The organism is Luedemannella helvata, assembly GCF_039528415.1.
Classification (GTDB): Bacteria; Actinomycetota; Actinomycetes; order Mycobacteriales; family Micromonosporaceae; genus Luedemannella; species Luedemannella helvata.
This window is the reverse complement of the sequence record NZ_BAAALS010000029.1, coordinates 64,101-80,225: the sequence shown is the minus strand read 5'-3', so window position 1 is coordinate 80,225 and position 16,125 is coordinate 64,101. Positions and strand designations below refer to the sequence as shown.

General features: G+C 71.6%; 13 protein-coding genes. 8 read left to right on the top strand and 5 right to left on the bottom strand.

From position 1 onward, the window contains the following. The 4 genes from ABD191_RS24005 to ABD191_RS23990 all read left to right on the top strand — a co-directional run. A partial coding sequence (locus ABD191_RS24005) for a beta-xylosidase family glycoside hydrolase (protein ID WP_486341499.1) occupies positions 1–725 on the top strand: 725 nt, incomplete at its 5' end. A 110-nt stretch (positions 726–835) separates the two neighbouring features. Continuing rightward, complete coding sequence (locus ABD191_RS24000) at positions 836–2,872, top strand: MDR family MFS transporter (RefSeq protein WP_344086387.1); 2,037 nt, start codon at positions 836–838, stop codon at positions 2,870–2,872. A gap of 18 nt (positions 2,873–2,890) precedes the next feature. Next, the gene (locus ABD191_RS23995; RefSeq protein WP_344086384.1) at positions 2,891–3,271 is read left to right on the top strand and encodes a DUF2784 domain-containing protein; all 381 of its coding nucleotides are present in this window, start codon (positions 2,891–2,893) and stop codon (positions 3,269–3,271) included. Between the two features lie 76 nt (positions 3,272–3,347). Next, positions 3,348–4,265: a DUF4328 domain-containing protein gene (locus tag ABD191_RS23990; RefSeq protein WP_344086381.1), complete on the top strand. Its 918-nt coding sequence runs from the start codon at positions 3,348–3,350 to the stop codon at positions 4,263–4,265. A 55-nt stretch (positions 4,266–4,320) separates the two neighbouring features. Here the strand turns inward: ABD191_RS23990 and ABD191_RS23985 are convergent, their stop codons facing one another. Further along, positions 4,321–6,969, bottom strand: coding sequence for a glycoside hydrolase family 3 C-terminal domain-containing protein (locus ABD191_RS23985; RefSeq protein ID WP_344086378.1), 2,649 nt, complete (start codon positions 6,967–6,969; stop codon positions 4,321–4,323). A 105-nt stretch (positions 6,970–7,074) separates the two neighbouring features. On the opposite strand from ABD191_RS23985, the gene ABD191_RS23980 reads away from it, so the two are divergent. Further along, positions 7,075–8,499, top strand: coding sequence for a glycoside hydrolase family 10 protein (locus ABD191_RS23980; RefSeq protein WP_344086376.1), 1,425 nt, complete (start codon positions 7,075–7,077; stop codon positions 8,497–8,499). A 139-nt stretch (positions 8,500–8,638) separates the two neighbouring features. Continuing rightward, positions 8,639–10,216 carry a non-homologous end-joining DNA ligase LigD gene (locus tag ABD191_RS23975; RefSeq protein ID WP_344086372.1) on the top strand — a complete coding sequence of 526 codons (1,578 nt, stop codon included), beginning with the start codon at positions 8,639–8,641 and terminating at the stop codon, positions 10,214–10,216. Here ABD191_RS23975 and ABD191_RS23970 read toward each other — a convergent pair. The 4 genes from ABD191_RS23970 to ABD191_RS23955 all read right to left on the bottom strand — a co-directional run bounded on the left by ABD191_RS23970 (position 10,213) and on the right by ABD191_RS23955 (position 13,945). After that, entirely contained in the window at positions 10,213–11,241 is a 1,029-nt protein-coding gene (locus ABD191_RS23970; protein ID WP_344086369.1) for a LacI family DNA-binding transcriptional regulator, read from the bottom strand. The genes ABD191_RS23975 and ABD191_RS23970 overlap by 4 nt on opposite strands. A 410-nt stretch (positions 11,242–11,651) precedes the next feature. After that, the gene (locus ABD191_RS23965) at positions 11,652–12,131 is read right to left on the bottom strand and encodes a cation:proton antiporter regulatory subunit (protein WP_344086366.1); all 480 of its coding nucleotides are present in this window, start codon (positions 12,129–12,131) and stop codon (positions 11,652–11,654) included. A 13-nt stretch (positions 12,132–12,144) separates the two neighbouring features. Further along, positions 12,145–13,428, bottom strand: a complete 1,284-nt coding sequence (locus ABD191_RS23960; RefSeq protein WP_344086363.1) for an ArsB/NhaD family transporter — start codon at positions 13,426–13,428, stop codon at positions 12,145–12,147. Between the two features lie 172 nt (positions 13,429–13,600). Then, on the bottom strand, positions 13,601–13,945 hold the full coding sequence (locus tag ABD191_RS23955) for a hypothetical protein (RefSeq protein ID WP_344086360.1): 345 nt from the start codon (positions 13,943–13,945) through the stop codon (positions 13,601–13,603). A gap of 302 nt (positions 13,946–14,247) precedes the next feature. On the opposite strand from ABD191_RS23955, the gene ABD191_RS23950 reads away from it, so the two are divergent. Beyond that, positions 14,248–14,829, top strand: a complete 582-nt coding sequence (locus tag ABD191_RS23950) for a winged helix-turn-helix domain-containing protein (protein ID WP_344086357.1) — start codon at positions 14,248–14,250, stop codon at positions 14,827–14,829. Positions 14,830–14,937: 108 nt separating this feature from the next. Further along, complete coding sequence (locus ABD191_RS23945; protein WP_344086354.1) at positions 14,938–16,083, top strand: YeiH family protein; 1,146 nt, start codon at positions 14,938–14,940, stop codon at positions 16,081–16,083. The last annotated feature ends 42 nt before the right edge of the window (positions 16,084–16,125 follow it).

Sequence of the window (16,125 nt, the reverse complement as noted above, 5' to 3'; positions counted from 1 at the left end):
CGGCGCTCGCGCCGATCACCTGGTCGGGCGACTGGCCGGTCCTGCAGACCGTCAACGGCCGATGGGGCGCGAGCTACCCGTACCCGAATGTTCCCCGGCCGCCACGGCAGGTGAGGCCCCCCACGGGTACGGACACCTTCAGCACGCTGGGGCCGGAGTGGGAATGGAACCACAACCCCGACACCAGCAAGTTCAGCGTGGGCAACGGCCTGCGGCTGTCGACCGCGACGGTGACGACCGACCTCTACGCGGCGCGTAACACGCTCACGCACCGCATCCTCGGTCCGACGTCGACGGCGACGATCGAGCTGGACTACTCGCAGATGCGTGACGGGGACCGGGCCGGCCTGGCGATGCTGCGCGACTCGTCGGCGTGGATCGGCGTCAAACGCGACAACGGCGCCACCCGGGTCGTCATGCAGAACGGGCTGACCATGAACAGCAGCTGGGCCACCACGAACACCGGCTACGAGGCCGCCTCGGCCAACGTGTCGGGCGGGCGGATCTGGCTGCGGGTCAAGGCCGACATCCGGCCCGGCAGCGGTCGGCAGGCCGTGTTCTCGTACTCCACCAACGGGTCCACGTTCACCAACCTCGGCCCCGGGTTCACGTTGAACAACGCGTGGCAGTTCTTCATGGGCTACCGGTACGGCATCTTCAACTACGCCACCGGCAGCCTCGGCGGGACCGCCACCATTGCGCAGTTCTCGATGACCACACCCTAGGGGATCGGCCGGGGCGGCACCTTGCGCGGGAGCCCGCCCCGGCCGATCATTTACGGCCGGTTTCGCCAATTCGGTCACCGACCCGGATCCGGAACGCGAAACTGGTGTTCGTGGCGAGCACGGCGCTCAGTGACGGAGGCGTCGGCGCGCCGGTGTCGTTGAGCCGGCGCCAGACGAACATCGTCTTCGCCGCGATCACCCTCGGCCTGCTGCTCGCCGCCCTCGACGCGACGATCGTGTCGACGGCCCTGCCGACCATCGTGGCGGATCTGGGCAGCGCCGGGCACATGTCCTGGGTCGTCACCGCCTACCTGCTCGCCGAGACGGTCGCGACCGTGCTGACCGGCAAGTTCGGCGACATGTTCGGCCGCAAGACCATCTTCCAGCTCAGTGCCGTGATCTTCGTGGGCGGCTCGGTCGTGTGCGGGGTCGCACAGGACATGATCATGCTGATCGTGGCCCGCGCGGTGCAGGGCATCGGTGCGGGCGGCCTCATGGTCACCGCCATGGCCCTGATCGCCGACGTGATCCCGCTGCGCGAACGCGGGCGCTACCAGGGCGCGCTCGGCGCCGTCTTCGGCATCACCACGGTCGTCGGCCCCACCCTGGGCGGCCTGTTCACCGACCACCTCACCTGGCGGTGGGTCTTCTACATCAACGTGCCGCTGGCGATCGTGATGCTCGCGGTCACCGCCGTGGCCGTACCGAAGGTGCGGGCGACCGTCCACCCGATCATCGACTACGTCGGCATCGCCCTGGTCTCGGTCGGCGCGTCCGGCATGATCCTCGCGCTGTCGTGGGCCGGCAACGAGTACCCGTGGAGCTCGCCGGTCATCATCGGCCTGTTCGCCGTGTCGGTCGTGCTGCTGGCGGCGTTCGTGCTCGTCGAGCGGCGGGCGACCGAGCCGATGTTGCCCATGCGGTTGTTCCGCAACTCGGTCTTCACCGTGTGCTCGATCCTCAGCTTCATCGTCGGCTTCGCGTTGCTGGGGGTCATGACGTTCCTGCCGACCTACCTGCAGTTCGTCGACGGCGTGTCGGCCACCGCGTCGGGCCTGCGGTTGCTGCCGCTCGTCATCGGCCTGTTCATCACCTCCGTACTGTCCGGTGCCCTGATCAGCCGTACGGGTCGGTACCGGGTGTTTCCCATCGCGGGCTGCGCCATCATGGCCGTCGGCCTGTGGCTCATGTCGACGATGGGCCCGCAGACGGGCTTCTGGGTCGAGTCGGCCTACATGTTCACCCTGGGCCTGGGCATCGGCCTGTCGATGCAGGTGCTCACCATCGCCGTGCAGAACACCGTGCGCTACGCCGACCTGGGCACCGCGACCTCCGGCGTCACGTTCTTCCGTACTCTCGGCAGCGCGTTCGGTACGGCCGTGTTCGGCAGCCTGTTCACCAACCAGCTGACCCCCGCCCTCAGGTCGGCCATGGCCCAGCTGCCCGGCGTGCCGCCGGTGGCCGCGCAGAACCCCGAGGCGCTGCAACGGTTGCCCGCCGAACTCCGGGCGCCGATCGAGGCCGCGTACGCCGACAGCATCGGGTACGTGTTCCGGTGGGTCGTGCCCGTTGCCCTGCTCGGCTTCGTCGTGGCGCTGTTCCTGAAGGAGGTGCCGCTGCGCGACGCGGCCCGCGAGGCGGCCACCGACGTCGGCGACGCGTTCTCCGCCCCCATGTCCGATGACTGCGTGGACCAGCTCGAACGCGCGATCGGCGAGACCGTCCGCCGCGAGCTCGGCGACCGCGCCTTCCTCGCGCGCATGCTGGCCGACGCGGGCGGCGACGTCACCCCGGCCCAGGCGTGGGGGCTGGGCCAGATCCACCTGTTCACCACCGTCCGGGGGCACGCCGACGTGCCCGACATCGCCCGCCGGTTCCGCCTGCCGCCGGAGGTCCTGCGGCCGGTGTTCGAGGACCTGCGCCAGGCCGGACTCGTCCACCTGGACGGCGACACGATCACGTTGACGCCGGCCGGGCACGCGCGTCTTGACCAGTTGCGCGCCGCGTGGCGGCACTGGCTGGACGCGCACCTCGACGACTGGACGCTGACGGATCCCACCAACAACGCGCTGCTCGACCGGGCCCTCAACCAGATCGCCAATCGCCTCGTCAACGAGGAGGCCCACCGCGAGACCGTCGCGCACTGACGCGGTTACCGTGGAGGGATGCCCTACCGGGTGCTGGTCGCGACCGTCCTGGTGACGCACGTCGCCTTCCTGGCGTTCGTCGTGTTCGGCGGCCTGCTGACCTGGCGGTGGCCGCGGGCGATCTGGCCCCACCTGGCCGCCGTGGGCTGGGGCGTCCTGGTCGTCGCCGCGTCCCTGCCCTGCCCGCTCACCTGGGCCGAGGACTGGGCCCGCCGCCGGGCGGGCGACGCCCCGCTGGCGGGCGGCTTCATCGACACCTACATCGAGGGCATCATCTACCCGGCCCGCTACCTGTCCGAGGTTCGCGCCCTGTGCGCCCTGACCGTGCTGGCCTCCTGGGTGGGCGGCTACCTCCTGTGGCGCCGCCGCCGGGCCGTTGCGGAACAGGCCCCCAGCTAGCGAGGTCGATCGATGGGACGGCGCGCACCCGGCGCAGCGCCGTACGATGTCGTGCCGTCGATCTCCGGGAGCCGACATGTCCTGCCCCAACTGTGGAAACCCGATCTCCGCCGGGCACGTGCGGTGCCCGTCCTGCCAGGCGATGCTGGGCTTCGGCGTGCCGAGCCTACCCGCCTCCGGCCTCCTGCCGTACGCACGTGTCCGCCCCGTGCGCGGGCTCGGTTTCGCGGCGATCGTTCTTGTCGGCGCGACGGGCGTGTTCACCGCGGCGCTGCAACTCGTCATCGCCGACGTGGTCAACCTGCTGAGCGCCTACGACGACTTCGTCTTCTGGATGTCCGTGACCCTCGCCGCGATGGTCGTGGGCGCCTGCGCCCTCGCGGTGGAGATCGTGTGGCTCTACCGCGCCCGGTCGAACGTCGACGCGTTCATCGGGTCCCAGCCACGCTGGAACGTGGGCTGGACGATCGGCGCCTTCTTCATCCCGATCGCGGGGGTTGTCATCGTCGCGCTGGTCATGGCGGACGTCGCACGCAACAGCGTGCGGGACTGGCGGGTGCCCACGGTCGTGCGCATGTTGTGGGTCATGGCCGCCGCCCGGCTCGTCGGCGCCTGCGGTGGCGCTGTGATCAGCGTCAGCATGGCGGATATCGCGGTGGGCGGGTCGGACGTCAACGCGGGCGACTGGCTGTCCGTAGTCATGGGCCTCGTGGCCACCGGCCTGGAGGTCACGGTCATCTACCTCATCACCGCCGACCAGCACGACCGCATCAGCACGGCGCCGGTCCCGGCACATGCGGAGTCCGGCCCCGCGTCCCCGCTGTCCGGAGACGGCGCACCGCCGCCGACGCTCGCCGCCGCGCCGGTCGGGCCCGCAATGCCGGTCGGGCCCGCAATGCCGGTCGGGCCTGCCCTGTCGGTCGGGTCCGCGGTGCCGGTGGCCGCTCCACCGGCGGTCGCGCCGATCCGACCGGCCCTGCCGCCGGCCGACTGAGCGCTCGGGCGCTCCGACATGACGGCCCCGACCGGCTGGGCACCCGCCCGCCGCCTCAGGGTGCGCGCACGGTGACGACGAAGGCCGTGGTGACGGTCGTGCCGTGGTGGGTGACCGTGGCGGTGACGGTCGCGACCCCCGGCCCGACCGTGCGCAGTGTGGTCCCGTCGGCGCGCACGACCGCCGGGCGGTTGCTCGCGTACGTGACCGACATGCCGTCCGGCAGGGCGCGACCCGCGCCGGGGCCGACGTAGCCGTACCGGGTGTCGTCGGCGACCGCGACGGTGAGCTGGGGTTCGATGGTCACGCCGACCGGGAACGCCACCCGCCCGGGACCGCCCGCCGGGTCGGTGGCCGCGCGGGGCAGCACGGATGCCGTCACGGGTACGGGGGTGAGCGCGCCGGACACCTCGGCCGTGGCGCGGGCGAGCGGGTCGGCGCTCGAGCGGCCGAACGCGAACGCGTACCGGCCCGGGTCCACGACGAAGCGGCCCGCCGCCTCGTCGAAGAACGCCAGGTCGCGCACCCGGACCGGCAGTGACACCCGCTGGGTCTGACCCGGCTCGAGGAGGACCTTCGCGAAGCCGACCAGGCGCCGCGCCGGCCGCTCCTTCGCGGGTGGGGAGGTGGCGTAGAGCTGCACGACCTCCGTCCCGCCGACGCGGCCGGTGTTCGTGACGGACACGCTGACGGTGACCGTGTCGTCGGCGGTCAGCCGCGACCGGTCGACCTTCGCGTCGGCGTAGCGGAACGTGGTGTAGCTCAGCCCGTACCCGAAGGGGTAGGTGGGCTTGCCGGCGAAGTACTGGTAGGTGCGCCCGGGCGCGCCGCCGGCCGGCCGGATCGCGTAGTCCGTGATGGGCGGCAGTTGACTGTCGTCGCGATACCAGGTGAAGGGCAGCCGGCCACTGGGGTTGACCGTCCCGAGCAGCACGTCGGCGAGCGCCTCGCCCTTGCGCTGGCCGTTGTACGAACTCCACAGCAGCGCCGGCACGGTGGAGGCGAACGACGACACGTCGACCGGCCCGATGGTCTCCAGGGCCACGACCGTGCGCGGGTTGCGCGCCACCGCGTCGCGGATGAGGGCGAGCTGGTCGTCGCGCAGCGCGAGGTCAGCGCGGTCGGTGTCCTCGGCCGCCGTCCGCTCGTCCGTGCCGGCCACGACGACCACCACGTCGTACCCACGCAGGTCCGCCGGCACGGACGACAGGCGGTCGACGGTCGCGGCCGGGTTGACGGCACGTACGGCGGCCGTGAGCCCGGCGACCGCGTCGACCTGGTTCGCCCGGCCCGCCGGCGCCTGAATGCTGGAGTAGCCGCCCAGGTACATGGTGTCGGGGCTGCCGAGGACGGCCACCCGGTAGCGCCCGGTCGCCGGTACGGACAGCGGCAGCAGGCCGTCGTTGCGCAACAGCACGGTGGCCTGCCCGGCGGCCTCCCGGGCCAGGGCCAGTCGTTCGGGCGTCTGGGTGACGGCCCCGTTGAGGTCGGTGTTGACCCAGGTGCCGACCGGTACGCGGGCGCGGGCCGCGCGCACCCAGGGCACGTCGGTGTCGAACTCGCCGAGCGCGAAGCGGGTCGTGAACAGCCGCACCAGCGACGCGTCCAGGTAGGTCTCGTTGTACGGGCCCAGCTCGGTCGGGGTGCGGTCGCGCACCGCGTCCGGCAGCGAGGTGGCGTAGTTGAAGCCGTCGTGGTAGCCGAGCTGGCAGTCGAGGTCGACGCCCGCGGCGTTGGCCAGCGCGTGCCGCGACACCTCGTCGACCGGCGCGGCGGCGCCCGGCGGCACCCACCTGTGCCCGGCCTGCATCTCGAAGATCGAGTCGCAGTCGGAGGTGTAGTAGCCGGTGAAGCCGAACGTCTGGCGCCCCAGCGTGCGCAGCAGGTGCCCGCTCGCCGAGGCGGGCACGCCGTTGACCCGGTTGTACGCCGTCATGATCGACGCCGGGTCGGCGCGGCGCACGATGTCGCGGAACTGCGCCGTGTAGTACTCCCGCAGCGTCCGCTCGTCCATGTCCGACGAGCCCGAGCGGCGGTTGACCTCGCTGTTGTTGGCCGCGTAGTGCTTGAGCGTGGTGGCGGTCTTCAGGTATCCGGTAAGAAGGCGCCCGGAGGTGTCCTTACCCTCCATCCCGTTCACGTACTGGGCCCCGAGTGCGGCCGTGAGCAGCGGGTCCTCGCCGTAGGTCTCGTCGTTGCGGCCCCAGCGCGGGTCGCGGGCGAGGTTCACGGTGGGGGAGTAGAACGTCAGGTCCAGCGCGTTGTCGCGCACGACCTCGCGCGCCTCGTCGCCGATCGCGCTCGCCACCCGGTGCACCAGGTCCGGGTCCCAGGTCGCCCCCAGCGACAGGCTCACCGGGTACGACGTGGTGTTCACCAGGGTGGGCGGGTTCTCGCCGTCGAGCAGGCCCTCGCGCGCGACCCCGTGGATCGCCTCGTTCCACCACCCGTACTCCCGGATGCCCAGCCTCGGGATCGCGGGAGCCCGGCTGCTGATCATCTGGCTGGCCTTCTCGGCCAGCGTCATCCGGGACACGAGGTCGGCCGCCCGTTCCCGTGGCGAATACGACGCGTCGCGGTAGATCGCCCCGGCGACCGACGGCGGCGCGTCGGGTGCCGACGCCGCGGAGGAGATGAAAACCATGGCGAGTACGGCCGCGAGCGCGCGCCCGCGCCGTTGCCGCCGCCCCGTGTACGTCACCATCGGCACGACGCTCCGGGCTCTGACGCGGCCGCGTCAATGAGTGTCGGGAACTTTCGACCGACCGGTGGATGCGGGTAGGCGGCCCCCGTGGCGAAACATCGATGTATGGCTATGGATGTGCGGCGTCGTCGGATGGGCATGGTCGCGGTGGCGGCCGTGGCGCTCGGCACGGTGGTGACGGTCGCGGTGCCGGCCGCCGCAGCCACGACGCTCGGCGCGGCCGCCGCCGAACGGGGGCGCTACTTCGGGGCAGCTGTGCAGGCGGCCAAGCTGACCGACGCCGCGTACGTCGGCATCCTCGACCGCGAGTTCACCGTGCTCACGCCGGAGAACGAGCTCAAGTGGGACGCCACCGAACCTGCGCGCGGGACGTTCAGCTTCGCCGCCGCCGACCGGGTCGTCGACCACGCCCGGGCGCAGGGCCAGCGCGTGCGCGGGTACGGGCTGGTGGGCCCGGACGCGGCGCGGCTGTCCTGGATGGGCAACGTCCCCGTCGCCGAGCTGACCGCCGTGCTGCGCAACCACGTCACCGCGCTCGTCTCGCACTACCGGGGCAGCGTGTTCTCCTGGGACGTCGTCAGCGAGGCGTTCGCCGACACGGGCGGCGGCCTGCGCCCGTCCGTGTGGAGCAGGCTGAACAACGGCACCGGCTGGATCGAGGAGGCCTTCCGCGCCGCCCGTGCCGCCGACCCGGACGCCCGGCTCTGCTACAACGACTACCGCATCGAGAGCCTGGCCTTCGACAAGACACAGGCGGTGCTCGCCATGGTCGCCGACTTCACGGCCCGGGGCGTACCGATCGACTGCGTCGGCCTGCAGTCGCACTTCGGCTCGTCCATCCCGCTGCCGGCCGACTACCAGGCGACCATCGAGCGGTTCGCCGCACTCGGCGTCGATGTCGAGATCACCCAGCTCGACATCGAGGGCTCGGGCGCCACCCAGGCCGCCCTGTACGACCGGGCCGTGCGCGCCTGCCTCGCCGTGACGCGCTGCACCGGGATCACCGTGTGGGGCGTGCGCGACTCGGACTCGTGGCGGTCGAACTCCACACCGCTGCTCTTCACCGCGGCCGGCGAGCCCAAGGCGGCGTACACCGCGGTGCTGAACGCGCTCAACGACCCGGGCACGCCGACCAGCACCGCTCCGACAAGCGCGACTCCGACGAGCGCCGCTCCGACGAGCGCGGCCCCCACCAGCTCGGTTCCGACCAGCACCGCTCCGACCAGTGCGTCGGTTCCGACCTGCCGGGCGTCGGCGACCATATCGTCATGGGGCGGCGGCTTCGCGGCCAGCGTCCGGGTGACGGCCGGTCCGGTCGCGACGAACCGCTGGGCGGTGACGATCGCGCTGCCGCCAGGAACCGCGGTCACCAGCGTGTGGGGCGCCGTGCCGAGCGGCCGCACCGGCACCGTCCGGCTCTCGGACGCCGGCTACAACGGCCGCATCCCCGCGAACGGCTCCGTCACGTTCGGCCTCGTCGGCACGGGCCGCGCCGCCGGCGTCGCGATCCTGGCCTGCACCGCGGGCTGAGGCCGTTCCGGCGGTTCGCCTCCGGCCCGGCCGGAGGCGGGCGTTCGGCCCCGACGCGTTCATCCGGTCACGGTGGCGGTCCGCGTTCCCGTGCCAGGGTCCGCGCGTGAGGAGGGCCCCGGCGGGGTATGAGGCGGGTATGGGCGATCAGCTCGCGCCCTACCGGCGCAAGCGGGACTTCACCCGGACCCCGGAACCGGCGGGCGGCCGCGTGGCCGTCGCCGAGCAGGGCGCGCGGCGCTTCGTCGTGCAGCGCCACCGGGCCCGGCGGCTGCACTACGACTTCCGGCTGGAGATCGACGGGGTCCTGGTGAGCTGGGCGGTGCCGAAGGGCCCCACGATTGACGCGGACGTGCGGCGGGCCGCGTTCCACGTCGAGGACCATCCGCTGGAGTACATCGACTTCGAGGGTGTCATCCCGGCCGGCGAGTACGGCGGCGGCGACGTCATCGTCTGGGACGCCGGCACCTGGGACTCCCCGAAGACGGACGACCCGGGCGCAGCGGTGCGGGCCGGCGAGCTGCACCTCGACATGTACGGCGAGAAGCTGCGCGGCCGCTTCGTGCTCGTGCGTACCCGCTCCGACGAGTGGCTGCTCCTGCACAAGCACGACGAGCACGCCGTGTCCGGGTGGGACGCCGAGGCGCACCCGACCTCGGTGCTCACCGGGCGTACCAATGATGAGGTCAAAGCCGACCCGGACCGGATGTGGCGCTCGGACCTGCCGGCCTCGTCCGCGTCCGTGGCCCTCAAGCCGGCGGTCGCCGACGGCCCGGACCCCGACGAGCTCGCCGCGCTCGACGGGTTCAACAGGGCGGGCACGTGGCACGTGTTCGGCCGGGACCTGCGCGTGACGAATCTCGACAAGGTGCTCTTCCCGGCGCGCGACGGTGAGGAGCCGGTGACGAAGCGGGACCTGCTGCGCTACGCGGCGTCGATCGCGCCCGCGCTGCTGCCGTATCTCGGCCGGCGGGCGCTGAACATGCACCGGTACCCGGACGGCGCGCAGCGCAAGGGGTTCTGGCACAAGGAGCTGCCCGACCACGCCCCGGACTGGCTGCCCCGCTGGGACAACCCGGAGGCCGACGCGGGGGAGACCTGCACCTACCTGGTCGTCGACGAGCCGGCCGCGCTGATCTGGGCGGCCAACTTCGGCGCTCTGGAGTGGCACGCGTGGACCTCCCGTGTCGACCACCCGCGCCAGCCCACGTACGCCCTCGTGGACCTTGACCCGGGGTCGGCGACCGGCTGGGATGACCTGCTGGTGCTGGCCCGGCTGCACCGCACCGCGTTCGAGCACCTGGGGGTGAGCGCCCGGGCCAAGGTCACCGGCCGGCGCGGCATCCAGATCTGGGTGCCGATCGCGCCGGGCGCCTCCTTCGAGGAGACGCGGGCGTGGGTGGAGGGCCTGTCGCGGTCGGTCGGCGCGGTCGTCCCCGAACTGGTGAGCTGGAAATGGCAGAAGGACGAGCGCGGCGGCCTGGCCCGGCTCGACTACACGCAGAACGCGATCAACAAGACCCTCGTGGCGCCCTACAGCCCGCGTCCCGCGCCGGGCGCCCCGGTGTCCGCGCCGATCGACTGGTCCGAACTGGATGATCCGGCGCTGCGCCCGGACGCGTTCACGATCCGTACGATCCTGCCCCGCCTCGCCGAGCGCGGCGACCTGTTCGCCGAGGTACTCCACTCGGATCAGGCGCTGCCACCGCTGCGCTAGCGCGCCGCGGGCCGGCGAGGGCCGGTGGACTCGCGGATGACCAGCCGGGCGGGCTGGCGGATCACTCCCGAGGCGTGTTCGCCGTCGATGGCCGCGAACAGATGGCGTACCGCCGTGGCGCCGATCTGCTGGAGGCTCAGGTCGATCGTCGTCAGCGGCGGGCGGGCGTCGGCGGAGAAGACCTCCCAGTTGTCGTAGCCGACGAGGGCGATGTCGTCGGGGATGCGCCGGCCCGCCTCGTGCAGCGCATCGGCCACCCCGACGGCGATCTGGTCACTGCCGCAGAAGATGGCGTCCACGTCGGGCTGAGTGGCCAGCAGCATGCGCGCGGCCTGGCGCCCCCAGCGCTGGGTCCACTCGCCGAACATCGGACCGCCCAGCACCGGCAGGCCGACCTCGTCGAGCGTGACCCGCAGGGAGTCGGCACGCTCGCGGGCCGCCCGGTAGTCCTCCTCGCCGGTCACGTGAGCGATCGCGCGGCGGCCCTGGGCCAGCAGGTGCTCGGCCGCGAGGCGGGCGCCGCCCCGGTCGTCCGAGATGATGGACAGGTCGTCGGCGTCGTCGGATTCGCCGTACGCGTACACCACCGGGACCGGGACGTCGGCCGTGACCGACGGGCACACGTCGTTGGTCGTGCCGAGCATGATGATGCCGTCGACCTGCCGGGCCAGCAGCGTGCGCAGGTAGTGCTGGCGGCGGATCGCGTCGCCGCGCGCGTCGCACAGCAGCACGGACATCTGCTGGTCGCCCAGGGCGTTCTCCACGCCGAGCAGCACCGGGATGGCGAACCGCCCGCCGAGTTCGTCCGTGAGCAGGCCAACCGTGCGGGTGCGGCCCGAAATCAGGCCGCGGGCCAGGGCGTTCGGCTGGAACTCCAGGTCGGCCGCGGCCTGGAGCACCTTGCGGCGCGTCTCGGGGGCGACCTGATCGCGCTTGTTGAGGGCCTTGGAGGCGGTGGCCACGGAGACGCCCGCGCGCCTGGCGACATCCGTCAGGGTCGGGGACCGCGAAGCTGGTTTCGCCACCGAAATCCTTCACCCGACCGTCATGAGCCGTGGGGACTTTACCTCGGGGCGGCGCCTACCTCCAAGATTGGCCCGCCACCTCACCGACGGCGGACAGGACACCGCCCCGGCAACCACGGGGGAAGTCGCCGGGGCGGTGTCGGCTCAGGACCTTACCTGGTGAGGAAATAGATAAGCAACAGTGCCGCGACAACGGCCAGCACGACCATGAGGGTGCTGTAGCCGGCGGTGCCGGGGGCCCGGCGGTAATGACCTCGAACGTACGGCATGACGAACTCCTCGACGTCTCTGTCATCGTCAATCACGTGTTGTCTATGTGCGTACCCGGGCCTGTCGTGGCGGAAACGTCGTCGTGCGCACGGTCGGGTGCCGGCCGCGGGCGCACGCCGCGGCCGGCACCACAGTGGACGTCAGCCCGTGCCGGCGTGCAGGGCGTCCATCACCGCCAGGGCGTCCGTCATCGTGCCGACGATGATGACCAGGTCACCGTCGCGGCCCGGGCCCGCCGCCACCGGATCGTTGATGAGCTGGCCGTCCCGTACGACGGCGACGACGGCCGCGTCGCCCGGCACGTGGCTGGTGGCCTCGACCAGATTCTGCGGCGGGGCGTCGGGGCCCAGAATGAGTTGCAGCGTCACGATGCCCGACGAGTGGTGGTCGAGCCGCGCTATGCGACCGGCGACGCCACCGCCGCCCAGCAGCTCGCCGAGCCCGGTGGCCTCCTCGGGGGTCAGCAGCACGCTGGTGCCGACCGTGTCCGCGTCCGCGCTGTACACGATGAGCTCGCGGCGGTCGCCGTGGTGACGGATGACGCCGACGGCGCGCCCGGCGCGCGTGGTGAGGACGTGCAGCTTCCCCACGCCCGGCAGCACGGTGTGATCTATGCGCATGATTGGTCCTCCTCTAGAAATAGCGCAGCCAGACGTAGCCCCACGCGATGACCACCGTGATCAGCGTGGTGATGATGCCGTAGCGGGTGAACTGCCAGAACGAGATCGGATGGCCGTTGCGGGCGGCGATGCCGAGCACGATGACGTTGGCGCTGGCGGCCACGGCCGTACCGTTGCCGCCCAGATCAGCGCCGAGCGCGAACGCCCACCACAGCGCGCGGCCGGTGCCCGCGTCCGGTGTCTGGGCGACGATGTCGTCCACGACCGGGGCCATCGTCGCCACGTACGGGATGTTGTCGAAGAACGCCCCGAGGATGGCCGAGCCGAACAGCAGGGACGACGCCGCGGCGAAGTAGTTGGTGCCCACGGCGTCGACGGCCCACGACCCGATGGCGTGGATGACGCCCGTCTCGACGAGTCCGCCGACCATGACGAACAGGCCCATGAAGAACACCAGCGTCGACCACTCGACCTCGGCCAGGTAGTCGGCCGTGCGCACCCCGGTGACGAGCACCATGGCGCCCGCGCCCAGCAGAGCCACGATGGCCGGCTCAAGGTGCAGCACGGCGTGCAGGCTGAACGCCACCACCACGACCGTCAGGATCGCCAGGCATTTGACGAGCAGCTTGCCGTCGGTGATGGCTTCGCGCTCGTCGAGTGCCATGACCTCATCGACCCGCTCGGGGTGGTACTCGAACGAGCGGCGGAACATGAACCGGGCGAGCACGACGAACACCACGAACAGCACGGCGACGATCGGCGCCATGTTCATGATGAAGTCGTTGAACGTCAGCCCGGCGCGGCTGCCGATGATGATGTTCGGCGGGTCGCCGATGAGGGTGGCGGCGCCGCCGATGTTGGAGGCGAGCGCCTCCGCGATCAGGTACGGCGCGGCGGAGATGCCCAGCTTGCTGCACACGACGACCGTCACCGGCGCGACCAGCATGATGGTGGTGACGTTGTCCAGGAACGGCGAGGCGATCGCCGTGATCGCCATGAGCAGGACCAGGAGCCGGTACGGGCGGCCGCGTGAGCGCTTCGCGGCCCAGATGGCGAGGTATTCGAACACCCCGGTCTGCTTGATGATCCCGACGATGATCATCATGCCGAGCAGGAGGAAGATGACGTTCCAGTCGATGCCGGCGTGCTCGGAGTAGAAGACATCATGGCCCGGCACGAAGCCGAGCAGCGCCATCAACCCGGCCGCGACGAGGACGACCGCGACGCGGTGCACCTTCTCGGTGGCGATGAGTATGAAGGCGACCGAGAAGATCGCCAGTGCGATGTAGGCGCTCACGGAGCACCGCCTGGCGGACCGTCGGGCATGACGGCGGGATCAAGGGTATGCGGTATCCGCGGTACGGGCGCGGTTGCCCGTACCGCTGGGAAGCGGTACATGGGTTGGGTCCTCCGGAAACGACGTGTCGCGCCGTCGGTCTATGGACCGGCGGCGTCAGGAAAAGGAGCGATCAGTGCTTCGCGAGGGCCGGCGGCCCGCGGCAGCCGGCGGCGGGCGGGATGCGTGTCGCGAGCGGCGCGAGAGTGCGCCGGGTCCGCGCGACGACGAGGCCGCTGACCGCGAACGCGAGCGCCACGGGCAGGATCGCGAGCAGGCCACCGGATGGCCGGTCGGGGTCCGGGTCGCCGGGGAGGGTCACCGGGACGGCGGCACCGGCGGTGACCCGGGGCGTGAACTGGAAAGTGTCGCCGGGCAGCGTGGTGTGCGCGGCGGACAGCCCGATGAGCAGAAAGCCCAGCGCGAGTGCGATGAACAGCACGAGTTGGCGGGGCACGCGGGCGGGTGGCGAGATCATCTCGATCACCTCCCGTCCCGTCGCTGGTCAGAACAGCTTACCTAACGCCGGGGCCGGGCCGGCCGCATCTTGAGATAACCTACTTAACCGATGGACTTTATAGCCACCCTGTGGTCCCATGGGTTCATGCGAGCGAGCGTGATGTTGATCCGCCGCCGCCACGTGGACTTCGGCCTCCTGGCGGCGAGCGCCTGTTGCCGTTCGGCCCGCGCCTGACGCGCCGCTCGAACCGACCACACCTCACCCCTCACCTTTCACGCCACGCCCGACGTGGTTCTCCGCGCCCGACGAACGGGAGCCCCATGACAGTCACGGTCCTGCGTACCCATACCCCCCGAAACGTGCGGCCGCTCGGTCGGCCCGCGCCCCGCACCACCCGCCACCGCCGGGCCGACCCGCCGGCCGAGGTGACGCTGACGATCGGCGTCACGCTCGCCGGCGACCGGCCCCACCGCGACGCCCTCGACTTCATCGACGGGCTCAACCAGCTCGCCGAGAACCTCGGGGCGTCGGTCACCATCGCGTCGGCGCCGCCCGCGCGGCCGGCCGTGTTCCGCACGCCCGCCCCGGCCGACATCGAGATCGACCCGCGTAGCCGCGTCGTACGCCGCCGCGGCGCGCCGGTCCAGCTCACCAAGGTCGAGTACGACCTGCTGACGTTCCTTGTCGACAACCCCCGGCAGGTCTTCACCCGTGGCCAGTTGCTGCGGCGGATCTGGGGCGACGACCGCGCCGGCCGGCGCACCGTCGACGTCCACATCAGCCGGCTGCGGGCCAAGCTCGGCGGCGAGCTCGTAGCCACCACCCGGGGGGTCGGCTACCGCCTGGCCGACAGCGCCCCGGTCAGCGTCATCCACCACGCGAACGGAGTCGTCCATGAGTAACGAACCCCGGCGCTTGCGCGTCGACGAGGACTGGGCCGCGACCATTGTCGGCCTCGTGCTCATCCTCCTGATCCTCGCCGGCGTCATCACCAAAGGGGTGCTCCAGTAATGTCCGCCGACACCGCGGCCCCGGCTGAGACCCCGGCCGCCACCGAACAGCCCCGACGCCCGATCACCCCGGCCACGGTCGGCTGGATCGCCGCCGGCATCGTCGTCGTGCTCGCCCTGGCGTACGTCACGAAGATCCTGGAGAAGAACGTACCCACCTGGCTGGCCGGCACGAGCCTGTCCCGGATCGCCAAGTCCGTCGAGTACCCGGTCTACGCGATCGCGCTGGGCCTGCTCGGCAACCTCGTGCTGACCCTCACCGGCCTGCGTGACCGGCTGTCGGGCGCCTTCCGCACGGAGTTCTTCATCAAGACCGGCCTGGTGCTGCTGGGCCTGTCGATCAACCTGTCGCTGCTCGTCACGGCCGCCGGCCCGGCGATCGTGCAGGCGCTCCTGCTGATCAGTGGTGTGTTCCTGTTCACCTGGTGGCTGGGCGGCAAGCTGGGCCTCGACGACAAGCTGCGCGCGCTGCTCGCCTCGGCGGTGTCGATCTGCGGCGTCAGCGCGGCGATCGCGGCGGCCGGCGCGGTGAAGGCGCGCCGGGAGCACCTCGCGTACGCGGCGAGCCTGGTGATCATTTTCGCGCTGCCGTCCATTTTCCTGCTGCCGTGGCTGGCGGACGTGTTCGGGCTCAGCGACGCCGTGGCCGGCGCGTGGATCGGCGGCAACATCGACACCACCGCGGCCGTGACCGCCGCCGGCACGCTGGCCGGCCCGGACGCGCTGAAGATCGCCACGATCGTCAAGCTCACCCAGAACGCCCTGATCGGCATCGTCGCGGTCGCCCTGACCGCCTACTTCGCCTTCAAGGTGGAGAAGTCCGAGAACGTCGAGAAGCCCGGCCTCATCGAGCTGTGGCGGCGCTTCCCGAAGTTCGTGCTCGGCTTCATCGCCGCCAGCGTCATCGGCACCTGGTACGCCGAGACGGCCCTCGCGGCCGACAACACGGCCGCCCAGGCGGTCGCGGGCAACCTGCGCACCTGGTTCCTCATCCTCGCCTTTGTCAGCATCGGCCTGGAGTTGCGGGTCAAAGCGCTGCGCGAGGCGGGCTGGCGGCCCATCGCGGTCTTCGGCAGCGCCACGGTCGTCAACATCGGCCTCGCCCTCGCCCTGGCCGCCCTGCTGTTCGCCAACTTCACCCTCTAGCTCGACCCGCGTCCGTCGCGGGCCGCGGCGACGACCCGCGAC